This window comes from Nostoc sp. C052 (assembly GCF_013393905.1).
In the GTDB taxonomy this organism is placed as follows: Bacteria; Cyanobacteriota; Cyanobacteriia; order Cyanobacteriales; family Nostocaceae; genus Nostoc.
On record NZ_CP040276.1, the window covers coordinates 13494 to 32515 of the forward strand.

Here is a 19022-nt window from a genome sequence, read left to right on the forward strand (position 1 = left end):
AACAGTATTCTCAATTTATAATATAATTTTTTTTCTTCTTGTTGACATGGATATCAATTGTCAGGTGCAATTACAGCAGAATTTAGGAGTAAAACGGGCTTAAGACCTCGCTACCAGACCTAGATTGTGTACTCAATCAACTTGAAATACGCTATACCATACTTTTAGTTGGTATTGTACAATAACATGCTTTTTTTAATATTTTGACACAATCCGACTGTTAATTTTAAAAATTTTATTGAATCAAGCCGTTTGATTTTTATCACTATCTGCATAATATTGATTCGTTTACACCCATAAAGATATAGAAGTAAAGTTTCCCATCATCAAGATAAACAGTATATGTCAATAGCTTCTAGAATTAAGCAAAATAATTCTCGTGAATTCGTGAACAGTACTACAACTAATGCCCTGGAGGATGGTAGAAAAAGAAGTAGTGAATTAGTCTTTGATGAAAAATATTTACGCTCTAGTGCTTTGAAATTGGCTCAACAAGGACAATATAGTAAGGCGATCGCATTGTTTAGCCAACTAATTGACTACAATTCTAATAACGCTATTGATTTTAACAACCGGGGGCTAATTTATTTTCAGATTGGGGAAAAACAAAAAGCTTTTTGTGACTATCAAACTGCTCTAAAACTTAATTCCAGATTAGCGGGTGCTTATAACAATCGAGCAAATTATTATGCTGTTTGCGGAAATTTAGTAGCAGCGATCGCCGACTACGACCGGGCAATTGATTTAAATCCTAGCTATGTTCGAGCTTGGATTAATCGAGGTATTACCTTACGTGACTTAGGGCAATACGAAGAAGCTATTGAAAATTTTGAGATGGCGCTATTTTTCGGGCAACTAGAAGCTTACATTTGGGCCGAATATGGCAGAACTTATCATCTTTGGGGTGATTGGAATTGTGCGATATCTGCTTATAATCGTGCTTTTTCACTACTATTCTTTGTCGATCAGAGAAAAGAAATTTCTGGTTATTCCTTGCATTTACAACTTGAAAGTTGGTTAAACGAGATATTACTTCCTCAGTCTTCTAATTGTTTAGAGATAGACTGGTAAAGTCGGTGAGTTTTATTAGTTATACAGTGGCTAATAACGCAATACGGTTCAGTTAGCCATGAAAATCTTAACCTGCGTAGGTTGGGTTGAGGAACAAAACTCAAAATTTTCAGGGCTTCTCCCACACTTGAGTCCAGGAAAAAGCAACTTGCATTATTTTTGAATAGCGGCGGCTTGAGATGGACAAGCTACGATGGGCAAATTCCCGGTGGAGGCGATCGCAGAATTAAAAGTATTGGTATAAGTAGGTATAGGTGTCAAGGCTGTTAGCTCCACTGTGCCAGACTTGCTAATTACCCAACCAGTAGCTTCCACAATAGTCGGGCTGATTTGCGGAACTTCTAATTTAGGGCTTTTAATCCCCCTTAAGTGTGAATTTTCCACTACACTTGCACTCCTTTGTTCTTGAGGATTCAATGTCACCCAATTAACAGTTGCAGTTTGATTAGTGCGAAGCGCTTGGGTTGGTAAAGGTGGCAAACCGCCACGTCCGGTGATGGTAAACGAATTACCTTTATTTGCTGGACAGCCTTGAGCAATCAAACCAGACCGATCTACAAAATCAGTTGGCAATTGCACTAATCCGTTGTTGGGATCTACATCTGGTGTATTGATTTGCACTGAGCCATTAAACTGCGGACTTACCCCTGTGGCAGTGATATCACTTGCACTCGTTGGTGTCTTCCGAAACTGAGTCCCAAAAATTGCTTGAGCATTGATGGTCACATTACCACCACGAAAATCTAGAGAATTAGCACTGATATCACTATTTTCCTGTGGAACAGCAATAATGAAACCTTGTTTAGCATCAATACTAATGTTGCCTCCAGGAATATTTTTGCCAGTGGCATTAGTAGTGATAGAACTGCGATCGCGTAAGATTAACAAGGGTGTACGTAGGAAGATATTGCCACCGCCTCCTGTAGTGTCAGCAGTGATTTTGGCGTTGTTGTCCAGACCGATAGAGTCAGCTGCCACAAACAATGAGCCTGCGCTGCCTGCATTGGTACTGCTGACGCTCACTTGTGCCCCATCTCGAACGCTTAAATCTCCTGTTTGCAGGGTCAAATCGCCACCTGCACCACTACCTGTTGTTTCTGCTGAAATCAGCGAACCATCGCCAGTCAGAGTAATCGATTCTGGGGCAGTCACACTCAGGGTTCCTCCCTTACCAGCACCAGAAGTAGCAGCCGATGCCTTTGATTTCCCTGAAAAATTGACTGCTAAGGTTTGCCCATTGTTATTGGGTTGAATTATCAAGTTACCGCCTGGTGCTGCTCCTGTTGTCCCTGCTTCTAAAATGCTGCCATCTGTCAGGTTCAATTGTGCAGCTTGCACGGTTAGCTCACCTCCACGAGCTTTGGGGTTAGTAGAATTCGTCGCCGCCGAAACCCGCACTCCATTGCCAATGTCAAGCTTATTGGTGGCAATTTTCACATCTCCTGCAACTCCCGCAGCGCTACCTTCAGCTATCGCAGCCAAGGTGCCATTACCAATCAGGGCAATCGACTCAGGAGCAGTGACGCTGAGAATTCCTCCCTTACCCTCGCTGGAAGTCGATGCAGATATCAGCGAATTATCTTGAAAATTAATCTTCAAGTTTTGCCCTTGACTACCCGGTTGAACAGTTAAATCTCCGGCTGAACCTGCGCCACTGGTTTGGGCAAATATACCGCTAGTAGAACCAGAGATTTCTATTTCTGGAATGTTAAGCGCGATATCACCAGCTTCACCATTACCAGAGGTAGAGGTGAGGATTTTTCCACCGTTAATTGCACTTAAAGTACTGGCATTGATTATAATATTGCCTCCAGTGGAGTTAGTCTCGGTTTGAGCATCCAAAGTCGCTCCATCAGTTATGCTCAGGCTATTGGTTGTCAGGTTAATGTTACCGCCCTGCCCAATATTGCTATTGATAGTTCCTAACTGGTTATTGCTACCACCACTACTTGAGCGCAGACCACTACCAATACCAAACAAATTAACTTGCTGTGTTGCATTTACATTAATATTTCCAGCTTTGCCCTCTCCTAAAGTTTGGGTTTGTATAACACCTCCTCCAGTTATGGAAAGTAAACGAGTTTGCAAGTCAATTGAGCCACTATCACCTTTTGCTCCTCCTGCTACTCCACTCAAAATTGAACCGTTATCCACTGAGATTGAGTCTGCTTGAATTGAGACGTTACCTGCATTGCTATTCTGTCCGAATGTGGTAGTGGCGATCGCTCCTCCATCTTTGATGATTAGTCGCCCTGTTTCAATTCTCAGGTTGCCTGCACTACCAGTAGAGCCAACGGTCGTCTGGGTGAATACACCACTGGGAAATAAAACGTCTTTGGGATAATTGCCTTCAACGGTAGTAATACCAGTAGGAATATAACCACCTATATAAGTACCAAGTGGAAGACCAGTAAAAATATATTTGTTAGAGTTACCAAAAGGAGCTTCGAGTGTTACACCACTTATTTCTAGAAAATCAAAAGCATGTAGACTGATATTGCCACTCTGTCCACTGCTATGGGTGCTTGCGGAGATTTGTCCACCATTAGTAATAGAAATAGACGGAGCTGCAATCTGGATATCTCCTCCCTTTCCAGAGCCAAAAGTATCGCTAATCAGAAATGTATTTAAAGCAAAAGGTGCCTGAGTGTCAATAATAATGTTGCCAGAACCAAGAATTCCTGAAGTGTTTATTTGAAAAGCGTAATCATTATAAGGTTTAATAGTTCCGGCTGCTTTTAGAGTAACATTGCCTCCTTTTCCTCCCCTTCCCGCACTCGAACGCAATATTCCAGAAGAGAGATAGTTTGCTGCAAAAATGCTACCTTTGGGGGCAGTTAAGGTAATATCTCCTCCATTCCCTGCTATCCCAAACTCAGAATCCGAATACGACTGCATCCCAGCAGCAGAAATATTGCCACTCAAAGCAGTTAAAGATATTGCTCCTGCATTGCCTGATATGCCAGAGCTAGAGAGTGAAGTAGATTTTACCTCGCCAACAGAAATGTTACCATTTGCAGTACTTAACGTAACTGCTCCTCCATTGCCTGCTGTAGCATAAGTAGAGCTACCAGACTGAGAGAGAGATTGAATCCGCTCAGAAGCAACAATGTCATTAGTGGCACTCAAGGTAATATTGCCTCCATTACCCGCATTGCCATTGCTACTAGAACTGTAAGAGTATAATCGTGTTGCGTAAATACTGCCGTTAATGGCACTCAAGGTGATATTGCCTCCATTACCCGCATTGCCAAAATCACCATCAGCGTTAGTGTAAGCAAACAACAAGTCTGTAGTAATATTACCTTTGTTGGTGTTTAGGGTAATATTACCTGCATTACCTGTACTTAAAGAAGAATAGGAGCCAGTTCTAATAAAGCCAACAGAAATATCGCTGTTGATGGTACTCAAAGTAATATTTCCCCCATTACCTGAATCAACTAAGGACTCGTATGGGTCAGTAGATGAGCGAGAGGAGGAATCAGAATATAAATCACCTGCACTTATACCATTATTAGCACTGAGAGTAATTGAACCTCCGTCATTCGGGTTATTGCTTGCATCTAAGGTTTTACCGTTAGTTGTGATTAACCCGGCACTGTTAATGTTTATTTCCCCGCCTTTGACGGTAATTGCCTGGGTACTCACATCCCCTGCTGCTGTTGAACGTAGAATCAACGTTGATTTCTGACTGAGGATGGCTGCATCAGCCCCAGTCAACAGTCCGCTTTTATCTGGTTGAGTGATAGTAATGTCACCCCCAAATCGGATACTGCCCTGAGCTTCCACCGATAGTGACGGCCCAGTATAGCCACCAGCAATATCAACATTCCGCCCATAAATGCCAAGGCTGCCACTATTACCAGTCGCAATATTCACTCCACCAGTATTATTTAAAGAAACATCGGCTCGTGGTATCTGACTAGGAAAATCGACCTGCAAACGATTACCGACTAAATTTAGCCCAACTGTTCCTGCTCCATCCACACCTCCTAAAGTTATCCGGCCATTGGGCGTAATGGCTTGCTCACCATTTACCGTTACCTTACCGCCTACGAACGCTAAGGTTTTCCCTTGCTGACCTTGAAACAATAAACTGGGGGTAGGAGGTATCTGGTTGGTAAGGTTGATGGTGTAAGCTCCGCTAGCGGAACCGAGATTTTCATCCCATCCACTAACTGGTAATTGGGCACCAGCACCTGTGGGGCTAGCATCCTCAAATATTGCACCCTGCGAACTGCGGGGATTGTTTTCATAACTAGAGATACCCAGGTAATACTTGCCTGAAACAGGAGCAGTGAAAGCCTCACCTAAAGGCAATGTTGATTGTCGAGTTCCATTTCCATCATTAGCGCTGTAATCGTCATCGTTCATCACTAAACCTAAGCCATTGCCATCAAACAAGAACAACTGAGTATCGATCTTAGTACCACCCACAGTTGTTGCTGTCAATTTCTGCCCATTTCTCAAAAAAAGTTGGTACAGGTCAATATCGTTGTCATTATTTAGTGTCCCAGAGATAGAACTCACAACTGTCCCTGAAGTTGAGCTATTGGCAGTTTGGGCTGTAGATGGCAATTCTCCTGCATCACCCACTTCTGTATATGGAATAGCAGGTGGTGAACTGGCTGTTCTTATAACAATATTGCCTTCGCCACCGTTGAACTGTAACCCAATCGGTACGCTAATAGTTAGCAATGGAGTAGTTGAAGGTTTTCTAGCGCTGAATTCAAATCCATCAGCGAACTTGATGCTACTTGCTGTACTTCCCACAAATGAGCCGCCGATATCCAATTTGGCATTAGGTCCGAAAATAATCCCATTAGGATTTATAAATAATAGGTTTGCAGTACCATTGGCACGAATCAATCCATCAATATCAGATATCGATTTCCCTGTGACTCGACTAATAATATTTTGAATATTTAAACTATTGTTAAAATCGGCTGTACTTCCAGTGGGAACAGAAAACTCACTAAAGCTGTGGAATAAATTGCTTCCGGCAGTAGTTCCACCTTCAATTTTTATAGTGTTGCCAATTTTTTGGATATTAGAATTAATGGGTAGCGTAGTATCTGAAGTAATTTGAGCGTAGGCGCAGCCCGTCGTAGAGATCGCACAATTACCAGTGCAAATTACTGCACTGGTAATGGCAATGTTTGACCATTTGAATAAATTTAAATCTCTCATTGCCTTCATAATTTTATTCAGTTTAAAGATTATTTACTTCACTTGAAGAAACTTAAAAGTCTTGCCACGAAAACTTCAAGTTATTATATAAAATTGTTTGTTTACTTATTCTTTGTATGTGATAAATACAGCTAAATCTTTTATATTTTACATTTAGCAAAGGTTTTTTCTTTATTAAGAGAGTTTATATCAAAATTGTCAAAATTAATAGTATTACAAATAACAATGTAATAAAGCTTAAGCAATCGCCTGTGGTGTCAGATCGGATACTGCCTTGGCTGTTGAGATACATGCAATTGGCATCCACAGACAGGGAACCTGTGAGAAGAATCGACTCCTGTGCGCTACGACGATGGAGAAAAAATTTTTATCACTGGCTGCATAATATTGATTTGCTCACACCCATAGATATATAGAAGTCAAGTTTCACATCATCAAGATAAACAATATATGTTAACGCAATCAACGATGCTCTCTTGTCTTATCTGGAAATGTTCGCATCTAAAATTGGTTATAGCAGGAAACAGCCTTGAAAGTCACTTGGTGTCGGGGTTTTACGATCAATTAATGTTCTAACCTACCTGATAACTGCTGTATGTTTGACAAATCCTAAATGTATAGTCATTTCATATTCAATCAAGACTAGTTAGGCAGCACAAGAACCGAAGGAGCGATTATGTCTGAAAAGAAAGCGTTAACAGACTATCCAATTCATGAATTACTCGCAGAACGCTGGAGTCCTTATGCCTTCCAGGATCGTCCGGTTTTACAAGCCGATATCTGTTCATTATTCGAGGCGGCGCGGTGGTCAGCATCTTCCTACAACGAGCAACCCTGGAGCTATCTTGTTGCCACCAAGGAAAACCCTGACCATTTTCAACAACTCCTATCGTGTCTCGTGGAAGCAAACCAGATATGGGCGCAAAACGCTCCGGTTCTGGCTTTGGGCATTGCCAGTCTCAGATTTACTCGCAATAACCAAGAGAACAAGGCTGCTATTCACGACCTCGGACTTGCTAGTGGCAATCTTGTGGTAGAGGCAACGGCACGCGGAATTTGTGTCCATGAGATGATCGGTATTCTTCCCGACAAAGCACGCGAACTCTTTGACATCCTGAAGGTTTTGAGGCATGGACGGCTATGGCGATCGGATATCAAGGCGATCCCATAACACTCCCAGATGTTCTCAAGGAACGCGACCTATCACCAAGGCAACGCAAACCGCTGGATCAATTCGTATTCAGTGGTAAGTGGGGAAATCTTTCGTCGCTAGTGCTGAAGTGATATGGCAACAACAACTACAACTAATCTTGAACAGTTTTACTTTCGTATTATTACCGTTTTCAGTCTGACTTGGTTAATCGAACAGAGGCGGTCTTTAACAGAATAAAAATTCAAGGAATCTGTAACGAAAATGGGAACTTGAAATATTAGAGTCGTTTTAACCAATACCTTTGGTACGGCTGAACTCAAAGTCATACTACTCAAGTTTATCAGTCGGCTGGCGATCGCTATTTCAAGGAGAGAAACTCATATTCTCACAACTAGCGATTCTCAAATATTTTGCAGGTTTCAACAGGAGGTTTACAAATGAAGATTTTTGTTGCAGGCGCAACCGGAGCGATCGGTCATCCCCTAATCGCGCAACTGCTAGCGCAAGGACATGAAGTAGCTGCATTGACACGTTCTTTAGAAAAAGGACAAACTTTAGCTGAACAAGGCGTGGAATTGGCAATCGCAGATGTATTTGATGCCGATGCTGTTAAAGCTGCCATCACCCGCGTTCAGCCGGAAGTAGTGATTGAACAACTCACTTCCCTCCCCAAAACCTATACTAGCGAGTCGATGAGTGCAGCATCAGCCTTGAATACTCGTATCCGTCGAGAAGGGGGTGCTAATGTGCTAGCGGCAGCACAAGCGGCTGGCGTGCGCCGTTATCTGAGGCAGTCGATCGCATTTTGGGCGATTCCCGGCGCAGGCTTGGCAGACGAAGAAACGCCATTAGCTTTTGATGCCTCGCCTGCGGTAGCAGCAGATGCACACATAGTCACTGAGATCGAGCGTCACTTACTTGAAACGCCCAACCTAGAAGGGATTGCTCTGCGTTATGGCTTCCTTTACGGGCCTGGTACTTGGTTTGCCCCCGATGGCGATGTTGCCCAACAGGTGCGACAGCAACAGTTCCCGATCATTGGGAATGGGGAAGGTGTATGGTCGTGGATTCATATTGAAGATGCAGCGATCGCCACAGTTGCAGCAGCAGAACGGGGCAATCCAGGCATTTACCTGATTACAGACGATCAACCCTTAGCGGTTCGCCAGTGGCTTTCTGCGTATGCTCAATGGCTCAATGCTCCACCACCTCCCCAAGTATCGGTTGAGGATACTCTGCGAATTAGTGGTGCGGATGCTGTCTATTATGGTACTCAGATGCGAGGTGCATCGAATGCTAAAGCAAAACGCGAATTAAATTTTCAGTCCCGACCCTTGGAATGGATGGTTAACATCGCCGTGGCTCATGCCAGTTAAAAATTTAGGGGAGAAGAAAGATGAAGATTGCTCAATATGGAACAGCGATCGTGGTCATCCATGCGATCATACACGGACTACACGGTTTAGCGCATGTGGAAATTCCAGTTCCCCTCTCAATACTTCAGAGTTTATTTGTGGGTATTGTGATTTATGCGATTCCCATCATTGCAGTCGTTTTACTTTGGACACACTTTTACCACATTGGTAGCTGGCTCTTGCTCTTTTCAATGGCAGCATCAATCCTTTTTGGAATCTACAATCATTTGATCGTAATTAGTTCGGATCATGTGTCTCAAGTTTCCTTTGCAGGTTGGGGAATGCTATTCCAAATCACAGCCATTCTGACATTAATTGTGGATGGATTCGGTTGTTGGATTGGCATCTGGGCATTGAAAACGATTCAGGAACCAGAAAAGGTTATATGAATTGTTTCGATCGTTTTAACCACAATTGAGCCGCATTTATTTCTGATAGAGGTTGATAAAATATGTTTGATCTTGACCAAACTATTAAAGACCGACACTCAACACGCAAATTCTTATCCCAACCAGTGCCACGGGCTTTGCTCAATGAAGCCCTGGCTCTAGCACAGCTAGCACCGTCGAACTCAAACATCCAGCCGTGGCGGTTGGTGTTTGCCCAAGGCGATCGCCGCGATCGCTTGCAAGAGGCTTTGCTAAACCTTGCCAAGCAGCAGCCCAACGTCTCTCCTCTGCCTTCTGCCTTCCAGCATTACCGCCAGGAACTGGGAGCGCAAGTCTACGGGGCGATGGGGATTACTCGTGATGATAAAGCCAACAGACAGTTAGCCGTTCTGCGTAATTACGAATTTTTTGGCGCACCAATGGTTGCTATTGTCTGTATGCACCAAGATTTGGGCGTTGCCGATGCTTTAAGTGTGGGGATGTATTTACAAACGTTAGTGTTAAGCCTAACTGCTCGTGGCATTGGCACTTGCGTAGAGGTTTCGCTAGCGGATTATCCCGAAATCATCCGCAACGAGTTGAACATCTCACCGGATTTATTGATCATTTGTGGTTTAGCCGTTGGCTATTCCGATCCTGATTTTCCCGCTAATCATCTGCATATAAACCGTGATTCCGTTGAGAAAAACGTCTCGTTTCAGGGCGATTGACAAAAAGCTATCTTTTTTCTACTAGATGTTAAACACAAGTGCAAAAGAGTATCTGCGTTCTTACTGCCATTAATGGTTTCAAAATTTTTTGATTTGTTTGATTCAGGAGATTTTATGTTTAGCAAGATTCTAGCTGCAATTGACCGTTCCGCACATGGGAATGCTGTTTTGACGAAGCGCTTACTCTAGCAAAGACAACTAAAGGAAGCCTGATGTTGTTGCATATCCTATCTAGTGAAGAAAAGGATAGCCCCCAAACACCTACACTGGTTACTCTCGAATATCATCCATTACATGGAGAACTTCTAGAGGATTATTGGAAGCAGTGGCAAAGTTACGAAGAAGAGGGTTTGAAATTATTGCGCTCGTATACAGAGTCAGCAACCAATGCAGGGGTAAGTACTGAATTCACCCAAAATTCTGGCAATCCCAGCCGGAATATCTGTGAACTTGCTCAAACTTGGGGCGCAGACTTAATTGTGATCGGTCGTCGAGGACATTCTGGTTTGAATGAGTTGATATTAGGCAGCGTGAGTAATTATGTGTTTCACCATGCTCCTTGTTCGGTGCATGTTGTTTATCCTCCAGTTCCTCTTAAATATGAAGTCCCCGTAGTCAATAAAGCTCAAGTAGTTCATTAAGAATGGACTGTGAATATCTTTGTTGGTAGTAATGCAAAAGTTAGGTTCATAAACTTCAAGCTTTTGCCTTAGTCGTTGCCGTGGAATCGAAATTGTTCTCAAGTAAACATTAATTCAGGAAATTTTGACATGGATAATGTAATAGCCCCGACCAATTCATCTGTTGTAAAACCACCCGAAGTTACATTGGTGCCTAATAACTCACTATTGACTGAAACACCAGAAGCAGGACGACAACTGGCAGTCAAAATGGCACGGCTAATTATTAAACTGACTCAGCCTGATGAAGAAAAACGCAACCAACTGCGAGATGTTTATGGCAATGATGCCATGATGCTGATTGCAGTTGGACAGACAGTTGCAACAGAGTTTGCCACGATCGCAGCTGCTAATAACTACTGGCAAAAGTAATATCTCGAAAGCTTCAAATCAGTAATTTGCTCAAAGGTGATTTCAATAGCATCCAGAGTAGAGGTAGCGGATGCTGACTTTAGCCTTGAATCATTTAGACCGAAGCGAGGAGTGATTGATGAAGAATAACTTATTTACACGTCGAAGATTATTGAATGTAGGAATTTTCATAGGTTTAGGTTTTACTACTACCCCACTAATTGCACTTGCAAAACCTCAGAAGCATTCACATCAAACGAAGGAGACTAAAATGGCTGCTAATAATATCGTGCTGGTGCATGGAGCCTTTGCCGACAGTTCAAGTTGGAGCAAGGTGATCCCACTACTGCAAGACAAAGGCTTTCGCGTTACAGCAGTGCAGATTCCGCTCACCTCCCTTGCAAACGACGTTGCTGTAGTAGAGCAGGTTCTTGCAGCTCAGACAGATCCGACAATTCTCGTCGGTCATTCTTATGGAGGTGCAGTCATTACAGTTGCTGGAGCCAACGCACCAAATGTTATTGGATTGGTGTACATTGCAGCTTATGCACCCGATACAGGAGAAAGCCTTGGCGACTTAAATGGGCGTTTCCCCACCCCATCTGGTTCTTCCCATGTCCGTCCTGTTTATAATAATCAGTTCCTTGAGATTGATCCTGATACTTTTCAAGAGGCATTTGCTCAGGATGTTGAAACTGTTCAAGCACGTGTGATGGCTGCTGTACAGAAGCCGATCGCAATCAAGAACTTTGACGATAAAGTGACCAAACCAGCCTGGAAGTCTAAGCGATCGTGGTATCAAGTATCTGATAACGATCACATGATTTCACCAGAACTAGAGCGTTTTATGGCGAAGCGTATCGGGGCAATGGTCATTTCATTACCATCAAGCCATGCCTCAATGGTTTCACATCCTGCGGAAGTAGCAAATCTGATTATTGAAGCAGCAAAGGTAGAAGCCTCAAGTAAAGTTCATTAACCTTAATTATTTATACGATGGTTAAGCGATCGCTAACCCTTATGGGCGTTGGGTTGACGCATTAAATCAAACCTACGTCTATCGGATCTCGGAATCGACAAATCAGGAAAGTGTTCTGATTTTAGAGGAATTCACCATGAAAGTTTTGATTCAAGTGATCGTCAGTTTTTTCGTATTCATTGTAGATATCGTCTACGGAAATCGTTCCTACGCTCGGTTTTATATGTTGGAAACCATCGCTCGCGTTCCTTATTTTTCCTATCTCTCGGTGCTGCATCTTTATGAGACGCTGGGTTACTGGCGCAAAGCTGACTTGTTGAAACTTCACTTTGCTGAAACCTGGAACGAATTACATCATCTGTTGATTATGGAATCACTGGGTGGCGATCGCTACTGGATTGATCGCTTCATTGCTCAACATATAGCTGTAGCTTATTACTGGGTGGTCGTCCTGATTTATATGCTGTTTCCCTCTTACGCCTACTACCTGATGGAACTGATTGAAGGTCATGCCTACCATACCTATGACGAATACTTGAAAACCTATGAAGCCCAACTGAAAGCTCAAAGAGCGCCCCAAGTCGCAATCAACTTCTATCGTGATGGTGATCTCTATATGTTTGATGAAGTTCAAACTGCACCAGACCATGAATTTCGCCGTCCCAAGGTAGATAATCTATACGACGTGTTCGTGAACATCCGTGATGATGAATGCGAACATGTGAAAACAATGGTGGCACTCCAGAAACCAGAAGCGCGGCTAACCTTCAAAAGTCCCCATACAGTTTTTGAAGCGATCGCAGCGATCGCCGTTCGCAGAGCGTCTCTGACAGGAGAAGGCGAAGCTTCTCTCCAAGACGCTACGCGATCGCCCATCACAGATAAACCAGACTGATCTCTGTTACCTGTCTCCATGAATGAATTTAATTTTGTCCAATTAGTTAATCGCCTGGATTTGCTTGAACTGGCGTATCTAGCTGAGTAAAAACTATGGTGAAAAGCCTTTTCTGCTCAAACGTAAGGGAAATGAACAGAAAACAGAATTAAAACTCAAAACGCTTAATTTGTCAGGAGAAATTTGGATGAAACTATCAACAACCTGGATAAGAAACATTAGTTTACTTATTGGTGCTTCTGCTGTGGGAATCGCTGCATTTTCTCAAATTAACTTCAAAGCTGCGGCTACTGCATCAAATATTTCACCAGCATTGACTAAACTTAGCGACAAATCTTATTTACTCACTTGGACAGATAACTCTACGGTATATGTCTCTTGCTATCCCACAGTTAAACCCAGAATGAAACCTGCACCAATTAAGCAAACACCAAATAGGTATGTGATTACCTGTAAAAATAAGTAAATTGTGAGCAAAAAATGAAACTTTACTATCGCGGACTTAGTTACGAATATAACTCAAGAGAAGCGGCTAAAAGAGCAATACGACCATTTGCACCAGTTCATTATCAAGGTTCTGCTTATAACCTAACCTATCGTGGGCAAACCTATCGTGTTGACCCGAATATCGAGCCTGCGGAAGTTTCTACACCACGAATAGCTTATCAATTAATTTATCGGGGAGTCACCTATTTTGTGGAGAAGACGCATACAGGAGAAGTTTATACAACATCCTCTCAACCTTTTAACGCTCTAAAAGTTAGAAACTTTTTCATCAATATTTTGGGATGGCAAAAATAATAATGAAAAATTTTCTTTAAAAGTTTTGTCGTACTAGCAATTTTATTTACCGAAAAACAGCAAAGGGACAGGAGAATTTCATGACTCAATATGACTACATTGTGATTGGTGCAGGTTCGGCAGGCTGTGTAATTGCCAATCGTTTGACAGAAGACCCTGATACAACTGTGTTATTACTCGAAGCAGGTAATCCAGATACAAAACCAGAGATTCAGATTCCGTTAGAATGCACAAATCTATTAGGCACTGAGGTGGACTGGGGATATTTCTCCCAACCAGAACCCTACCTAAATAACCGCAAAATCTTTTGTCCCCGTGGCAAAGTTTTGGGGGGTAGCAGTTCGATTAATTTCTTAATGTATATCCGAGGTAATCCTCACGATTATGACCACTGGCAGGAATTAGGTAATCCCGGTTGGAGTTACCAAGATGTGTTGCCCTATTTCAAGAAATCTGAAAATCAGCAACGCGGTGCTTCTAAATACCACGCTGTTGATGGCGAGTTGAGTGTCACCGATTTCATTTCCCCTACTACAATATCCCAGCGATTTGTAGACGCTGCGGTGGCACTAGGATATGACCACAATCCTGATTTCAACGGAATGCAGCAGTCAGGAGCGGGGCCTTTTCAGTTGACAGTCAAGGATGGGAAAAGACACAGTGCTGCTGCGGCATTTCTAGTGCCCATTCTCCAGCGTCCCAATTTAACAACAATAACAGGCGCGTTGGTAACTCGATTGTTGTTTGAGAGTACCTGCACTGTTGGAGTGGAATATCTACACGAAAGAACGCTAAACCAAGCCAGGATCAACTCCGAAGTGATTTTAAGTGCGGGCGCGTTCGATTCGCCCAAACTGCTAATGCTGTCGGGTATTGGGGATGCAGAACAATTACAAGCCTTGGGGATTGAACTCGTAGCTAATCTGCCAGGGGTTGGTCAAAACCTCCAAGACCACGTTGTTGTTCCTGTGCCATACGAGGCAACTGTTGATTTGCATACTGCAATTACTAGTAATGGCATTGCTGAATCTGGATTATTTTTACATAGCGAGGGTAATCTAGACACTGCACCAGATTTAGAACTGATCTTCGGCCCCATTCTGTTCGCACCTCCTGGCTATGCTCACTCTAGTTTGGGATTTACAGGTTTAGTCACTTTGACCCACCCCCAAAATATTGGCAGTGTCAAGTTGCAATCGCTTGACCCCAAAGACACACCGATCATTCAGATGAACTATCTGCAAAGTCAATCTGATGTCCAAAAGCTCATTGAGGGAGTTAAATTAATCCGCAAATTGTTTCATACAAGTGCCTTTGATGAGTTTCGAGGCAAAGAAATCGCGCCGGGTGCCGACGTGACTAGCGATGCAGCACTCGAAGCCTATATCCGGGAAACCTGCGGTACGGTGTATCATCCAGTTGGTACTTGTCAAATGGGTACTGACTCAATGGCAGTTGTAGACCATGAACTTCGGGTACATGGGGTTAAGGGGTTGCGTGTCGTTGACGCATCAATTATGCCAAAGCTAACCACGGGGCATACGAACGCGCCCACCATTATGATCGGCGAAAAAGCAGCCGATTTAATAAAAGCCAAAGGTCGCGTTTCACAGCAAGTATCGGCGGCAATTGCAAGCTAACAGCGCGTGCCTCAAGAGGCGGTGGCTAGCCCAAGATAGCCACCAAAAATTTCGGCAAAAGATCAAATCGCAGTGCTTGAGCAGCACATTAATTAACCTTTTGGAATCACCGTCTCTTCTACCTTATGAATATTAGGAACCTACAAGGATGAAGACGATTAATCAGTTCTATGCAGCTTGGACTGACCCCTCCTTGAAGCCAACTGCAATTCGTGTTGCCTTAGTCGTTGGAACAACCCTATTTATCCTGAATCATGGGGCAGCTGTTCTAGAGGGAAAAATGAACCGCAATCGTTGGCTTGCTGGACTTGTAACCTATCTTGTTCCTTACACAGTTAGCATTCATGGACAGCATGTTGCTCGGTCGCAACAGCGCTAATTGTAGAGCCTGTAAATCAGTTGTAGATTCACTTAAATTCAAGCAGTAGCAAAATAGCAGATCACTCAGCAAAATACGACTCACAAAATTTTTTACCTTGCGTATTTACATCGTTTGCCCCTTGGCGATCGCATCTAACTTCATTTGGTCTAACACCAGAATCTTACCGCCTCGCTCGTAAATGACAACTACCTGAATCTGCTTGAATAGTCGTACACATTCTTCATACGTAATCCCGATGCTGCGGACAATCTGGTAGTAGGGCAAATATGATCGCAACTGTAATCCATGTTTCGTTACACCTGTTCCTTCTGCGATCGCCCTCATACAGAATAATTTCTCCCCGCAAATACTGTTTCACGACAGCATGAGTTCGCAACTGGACAAGCCGATCTAGATCGAGTCCACAAAAAAATGAAATTTGCCGCAATTGTTCAATCGTAACTTGCATTGCCCTGCCACCCTAATCAAGCAATCCGATCATTTTCTTCTCCAATCTAAATTTTTCCCATGTTTAAACGCTTTTATGAGCTAGCTCATAAAGGGATTCACAGGAATTTAGCAAACTATAAACAGAAAACAAGAGGAACTGAATATATGTCTTTAAACATTGAATTGTTGGAATCCAGTTTTTTGCAGATTAAACCCCAGGAAACCGAGTTTATGGCTCACTTCTATAAAACTTTGTTTGCGGACTATCCAGAGGTCAAGCCATTGTTTGCTAATACTCACATGGGAAAGCAAGCCAAGCAACTTTTCAAATCACTTGTTATGGTTGTAGAAAATCTCCGCAACCCCGACGTTTTGTCTAACGCACTTCAGGGACTAGGAACTCGACATGTTAAGTATGGCGTGCTGCCTGAACATTATCCAATGGTAGGTAGTACGTTGTTAAAAACGTTTTCGATTTACTTGGGAAGTACCTGGACACCGAATACTGAGCAGGCATGGATCGAGGCGTATACAGTCGTGACTGAATTAATGTTGAGCGGTACAGACTACTCATCTAAGATTCTGACTCCTCATGCTCAACAAGTTTAGGAGCCTCCAGAGTTGAAGCGAGTAAAGTCATTCCGCTTGGTTTAGGCTGCTCCTTAGTTGAAGCAAGAGTCCAAGCTGTAATCTCTTCCAACTATGAGCTAGATCAAAGAAGTTGTTGATAGAAACTGTCAGAGTAAAGGTAATCAAGGGAACGAGGGTAGCGATATGACTCTTACAAAAGTAAAGACAACCTCATATAAAGTAGAAACACTCGCCCAACTCTATATAGAAGGCAAGCCAGCCCAAATTTCTGATCAAGCTATCGCCCAACTCTGTGACTGGCTGATGGATGAGTTCCATCAACTGCCTTTGAATCTACAGTTTTCCGATTACATGCGATATGACAATCCTGAAGCGATGTTTGCTGATATTGAGCAAAGTCATCTTTGGGTTTCTGCGGATAGTTATGATTCTTCTGTCTATCCCAATCCAATTTATGGGTTTATTTTCCAGGGAATGCACGACTATGACCACTACTTGACGGACAGTGATTTCAGTTTGGCAGGGGAAATTGTAGCTTATAACTTCACCGCAAGACGAGTTCCCAGCCTGGAGATTCAAAAGGTTCTCTACTCCGAAATCGTGTTGAGATCGGCTGCCTATCTTCATCTAGGACATGCAGTTGCTCCTAAAATCGTGTTTCCGTAAGCAATAAAAGAGTTAACGATCGTGTATGACTGTCTATATTGCTCTTACCCATTACTTCGATACAGCACTTACGGCAGCTATGAGGTACATCCTAAAATCTGAAAGCTTTGATAGGAGAGGGCAAGGAGAAAAACTGTATTGCATAATAGCCGGAAGCGCTGTATATCCAGCACCATGAAATTTGCTGGTTTTGTTGCCATTGTTGGACAACAGTACCTGTCTTTTCTGAAGTATTAACCCAACTGGAGGTTTAAAAATGTCAACCTCAACCCAAATTACTTAACTCTACTTTGACAACTTTGACGAAGAGATTGCTCATCTGCTCCGTTATGTGAAAACGAAGATGCTAGCCCAGATGCCGCGACAGCTAAAAATGGTGGCGATGTTTCTGGAACAGCGATCGCGGCACTCTTAAATATTTAAATATGATGATTTAATCATCGACAAGCTTCTACAACCGTTGGAATCTTTGATCGAAATCTACAGTTGTGCGTACTTAAGCAATTAAAAGCTGTTTCAAATAGCAATACAGGAGAATTATTAACCGAACGATGACACAAACTACTGTCAATCTGACAACAGCACCAAGTCATGTTGTCCTGGCGGCTGCGGGTAAAACCGTTCTCCGTCCGGGTGGACGTGCCGCCACCGAACAGCTCTTTGAATGGGCGAATTTCCAACCTGGTGAAACTGTTCTGGAACTCGCTTCTGGTTTAGGAAATAGCGCGATTGCTCTAGCAAAACGCTACAATGTCCAAGTTGTTGGTATTGAAAGAGATCCTGATCGAGTTGCGATCGCCCAAGTCAAAGCGCGATCGGCTGGCTTAGATCATCGGGTTGAGTTTATTCAAGGCAATATTTTTCAGCTAAAAACCATTTCTGCATCGTTTGACTATGTGTTAGCAGAAGCCATTCTCACTATGCAAACGTCTGCTGGCAAAGCCAAAATTCTGACAGGTGTGCGTGATCGGCTTAAAGTCGGCGGCAAATTTCTCAGCCATGAACTGCTAGCGCGTGACCATTTAGAATCACTTCGGCCAGACCTGACACAAGTGACTCGTGTGAATGCTACGCCACTGCCGGAACGAGACTGGATCAACACCTTCGCTCAATTAGGGCTAACAGTAACCCAGCGGCAAATTGGTGCAATGAGATTGCTTGAGCCGATTCAGGTACTGAGAGATGAAGGAGTAATTCAGACGGTTCAGATTGTTTGGAATATTTTGACTCAGCCTCTGATCCGCGATCGCATTCTAATGATGCGACGAGTCTTCACTCAGCACCAACAAGACTTGGGCTATATCGCTTTGTGCGCTGTTAGAGAATTGTAATAAACCGTAAAGAAGGCAGAAGGGAAGAATTTGAACGGGGCTTTAACCCCGCCCAGTTCTTGGCCACCAAATCAGAGATTATGGTGGGGGACGTAAGAACATGTTTCCTAGCGATCACGGGCAGAGGGCGAAAACAGTATTCCTTCTGCCTCCTGCCTCCTGCCTCCTGCCCTCTGCCTTTCTTGTTGAAATGACAGGAGATAAATCATGGTGTACCCATCAAAAAATAATACTGAAATGCCAGCTAATCTGCGGTAATTGGCAAATTACACGAAACCCGGAGTGACTCGCAAAGCGTTAGTACAAGATGAATAAAACAGTTTCTCTTTACTCTGTCTCACAGACGGAA

Annotated in this window: 18 protein-coding genes; 16 read left to right on the forward strand and 2 right to left on the reverse strand. The window is 43.1% G+C overall.

Annotated features, from left to right (window positions below):
* Positions 1–342 precede the first annotated feature (342 nt).
* On the forward strand, positions 343–1071 hold the full coding sequence (locus tag FD723_RS37545; RefSeq protein ID WP_179070267.1) for a tetratricopeptide repeat protein: 729 nt from the start codon (positions 343–345) through the stop codon (positions 1069–1071).
* A gap of 153 nt (positions 1072–1224) precedes the next feature.
* Here the strand turns inward: FD723_RS37545 and FD723_RS37550 are convergent, their stop codons facing one another.
* The gene (locus FD723_RS37550; protein WP_179070268.1) at positions 1225–6270 is read right to left on the reverse strand and encodes a filamentous hemagglutinin N-terminal domain-containing protein; all 5046 of its coding nucleotides are present in this window, start codon (positions 6268–6270) and stop codon (positions 1225–1227) included.
* A 667-nt stretch (positions 6271–6937) separates the two neighbouring features.
* Here FD723_RS37550 and FD723_RS37555 point away from each other — a divergent pair.
* The 12 genes from FD723_RS37555 to nrtS all read left to right on the forward strand — a co-directional run bounded on the left by FD723_RS37555 (position 6938) and on the right by nrtS (position 15653).
* A complete protein-coding gene (locus FD723_RS37555) occupies positions 6938–7432 on the forward strand; it encodes a nitroreductase family protein (RefSeq protein WP_306297051.1) in 495 nt (164 codons plus the stop codon).
* 419 nt (positions 7433–7851) lie between these two features.
* Positions 7852–8790, forward strand: a complete 939-nt coding sequence (locus FD723_RS37560; protein ID WP_179070269.1) for an NAD(P)-dependent oxidoreductase — start codon at positions 7852–7854, stop codon at positions 8788–8790.
* 20 nt (positions 8791–8810) lie between these two features.
* A complete protein-coding gene (locus tag FD723_RS37565) occupies positions 8811–9218 on the forward strand; it encodes a hypothetical protein (RefSeq protein WP_179070270.1) in 408 nt (135 codons plus the stop codon).
* Positions 9219–9280: 62 nt separating this feature from the next.
* Positions 9281–9928, forward strand: a complete 648-nt coding sequence (locus tag FD723_RS37570; protein ID WP_179070271.1) for a nitroreductase — start codon at positions 9281–9283, stop codon at positions 9926–9928.
* A gap of 212 nt (positions 9929–10140) precedes the next feature.
* Positions 10141–10569, forward strand: coding sequence for a universal stress protein (locus FD723_RS37575; protein ID WP_306297052.1), 429 nt, complete (start codon positions 10141–10143; stop codon positions 10567–10569).
* Between the two features lie 129 nt (positions 10570–10698).
* Positions 10699–10980, forward strand: a complete 282-nt coding sequence (locus FD723_RS37580; protein WP_179070272.1) for a hexameric tyrosine-coordinated heme protein — start codon at positions 10699–10701, stop codon at positions 10978–10980.
* A gap of 250 nt (positions 10981–11230) precedes the next feature.
* Positions 11231–11938, forward strand: a complete 708-nt coding sequence (locus tag FD723_RS37585) for an alpha/beta fold hydrolase (protein ID WP_179070273.1) — start codon at positions 11231–11233, stop codon at positions 11936–11938.
* Between the two features lie 145 nt (positions 11939–12083).
* Positions 12084–12833 (forward strand): alternative oxidase, encoded by a 750-nt coding sequence (locus FD723_RS37590; RefSeq protein ID WP_256875415.1) that lies wholly within the window; start codon positions 12084–12086, stop codon positions 12831–12833.
* 187 nt (positions 12834–13020) lie between these two features.
* On the forward strand, positions 13021–13299 hold the full coding sequence (locus tag FD723_RS37595; RefSeq protein WP_179070274.1) for a hypothetical protein: 279 nt from the start codon (positions 13021–13023) through the stop codon (positions 13297–13299).
* A gap of 14 nt (positions 13300–13313) precedes the next feature.
* A complete protein-coding gene (locus FD723_RS37600; RefSeq protein WP_179070275.1) occupies positions 13314–13634 on the forward strand; it encodes a DUF4278 domain-containing protein in 321 nt (106 codons plus the stop codon).
* 80 nt (positions 13635–13714) lie between these two features.
* On the forward strand, positions 13715–15274 hold the full coding sequence (locus tag FD723_RS37605; protein WP_179070276.1) for a GMC family oxidoreductase: 1560 nt from the start codon (positions 13715–13717) through the stop codon (positions 15272–15274).
* A gap of 148 nt (positions 15275–15422) precedes the next feature.
* Positions 15423–15653 carry a nitrate/nitrite transporter NrtS gene (gene nrtS, locus FD723_RS37610; RefSeq protein ID WP_179070277.1) on the forward strand — a complete coding sequence of 77 codons (231 nt, stop codon included), beginning with the start codon at positions 15423–15425 and terminating at the stop codon, positions 15651–15653.
* Between the two features lie 105 nt (positions 15654–15758).
* Here nrtS and FD723_RS43645 read toward each other — a convergent pair whose 3' ends face one another.
* Positions 15759–15980, reverse strand: coding sequence for a hypothetical protein (locus FD723_RS43645; RefSeq protein WP_199346486.1), 222 nt, complete (start codon positions 15978–15980; stop codon positions 15759–15761).
* Between the two features lie 270 nt (positions 15981–16250).
* Here FD723_RS43645 and FD723_RS37620 point away from each other — a divergent pair, with 270 nt between their 5' ends.
* The 3 genes from FD723_RS37620 to FD723_RS37630 all read left to right on the forward strand — a co-directional run bounded on the left by FD723_RS37620 (position 16251) and on the right by FD723_RS37630 (position 18673).
* Positions 16251–16694 carry a globin family protein gene (locus FD723_RS37620; protein ID WP_179070278.1) on the forward strand — a complete coding sequence of 148 codons (444 nt, stop codon included), beginning with the start codon at positions 16251–16253 and terminating at the stop codon, positions 16692–16694.
* Positions 16695–16859: 165 nt separating this feature from the next.
* A complete protein-coding gene (locus tag FD723_RS37625; RefSeq protein WP_179070279.1) occupies positions 16860–17342 on the forward strand; it encodes a transposase in 483 nt (160 codons plus the stop codon).
* A 551-nt stretch (positions 17343–17893) separates the two neighbouring features.
* On the forward strand, positions 17894–18673 hold the full coding sequence (locus tag FD723_RS37630; RefSeq protein ID WP_179070280.1) for a cyclopropane-fatty-acyl-phospholipid synthase family protein: 780 nt from the start codon (positions 17894–17896) through the stop codon (positions 18671–18673).
* Positions 18674–19022 lie beyond the last annotated feature (349 nt).

What these genes read in the sequence shown, in the direction of transcription:
- FD723_RS43645 (WP_199346486.1), bottom strand. Translation starts at nt 15,980, where the DNA reads ATGAGGGCGATCGCAGAAGGAACAGGTGTAACGAAACATGGATTACAG.
- FD723_RS37580 (WP_179070272.1), top strand. Translation starts at nt 10,699, where the DNA reads ATGGATAATGTAATAGCCCCGACCAATTCATCTGTTGTAAAACCACCC.
- FD723_RS37570 (WP_179070271.1), top strand. Translation starts at nt 9,281, where the DNA reads ATGTTTGATCTTGACCAAACTATTAAAGACCGACACTCAACACGCAAA.
- FD723_RS37620 (WP_179070278.1), top strand. Translation starts at nt 16,251, where the DNA reads ATGTCTTTAAACATTGAATTGTTGGAATCCAGTTTTTTGCAGATTAAA.
- FD723_RS37550 (WP_179070268.1), bottom strand. Translation starts at nt 6,270, where the DNA reads ATGAAGGCAATGAGAGATTTAAATTTATTCAAATGGTCAAACATTGCC.
- FD723_RS37560 (WP_179070269.1), top strand. Translation starts at nt 7,852, where the DNA reads ATGAAGATTTTTGTTGCAGGCGCAACCGGAGCGATCGGTCATCCCCTA.
- FD723_RS37545 (WP_179070267.1), top strand. Translation starts at nt 343, where the DNA reads ATGTCAATAGCTTCTAGAATTAAGCAAAATAATTCTCGTGAATTCGTG.
- FD723_RS37600 (WP_179070275.1), top strand. Translation starts at nt 13,314, where the DNA reads ATGAAACTTTACTATCGCGGACTTAGTTACGAATATAACTCAAGAGAA.
- FD723_RS37595 (WP_179070274.1), top strand. Translation starts at nt 13,021, where the DNA reads ATGAAACTATCAACAACCTGGATAAGAAACATTAGTTTACTTATTGGT.
- nrtS (WP_179070277.1), top strand. Translation starts at nt 15,423, where the DNA reads ATGAAGACGATTAATCAGTTCTATGCAGCTTGGACTGACCCCTCCTTG.
- FD723_RS37565 (WP_179070270.1), top strand. Translation starts at nt 8,811, where the DNA reads ATGAAGATTGCTCAATATGGAACAGCGATCGTGGTCATCCATGCGATC.
- FD723_RS37575 (WP_306297052.1), top strand. Translation starts at nt 10,141, where the DNA reads ATGTTGTTGCATATCCTATCTAGTGAAGAAAAGGATAGCCCCCAAACA.
- FD723_RS37555 (WP_306297051.1), top strand. Translation starts at nt 6,938, where the DNA reads ATGTCTGAAAAGAAAGCGTTAACAGACTATCCAATTCATGAATTACTC.
- FD723_RS37630 (WP_179070280.1), top strand. Translation starts at nt 17,894, where the DNA reads ATGACACAAACTACTGTCAATCTGACAACAGCACCAAGTCATGTTGTC.
- FD723_RS37625 (WP_179070279.1), top strand. Translation starts at nt 16,860, where the DNA reads ATGACTCTTACAAAAGTAAAGACAACCTCATATAAAGTAGAAACACTC.
- FD723_RS37605 (WP_179070276.1), top strand. Translation starts at nt 13,715, where the DNA reads ATGACTCAATATGACTACATTGTGATTGGTGCAGGTTCGGCAGGCTGT.
- FD723_RS37585 (WP_179070273.1), top strand. Translation starts at nt 11,231, where the DNA reads ATGGCTGCTAATAATATCGTGCTGGTGCATGGAGCCTTTGCCGACAGT.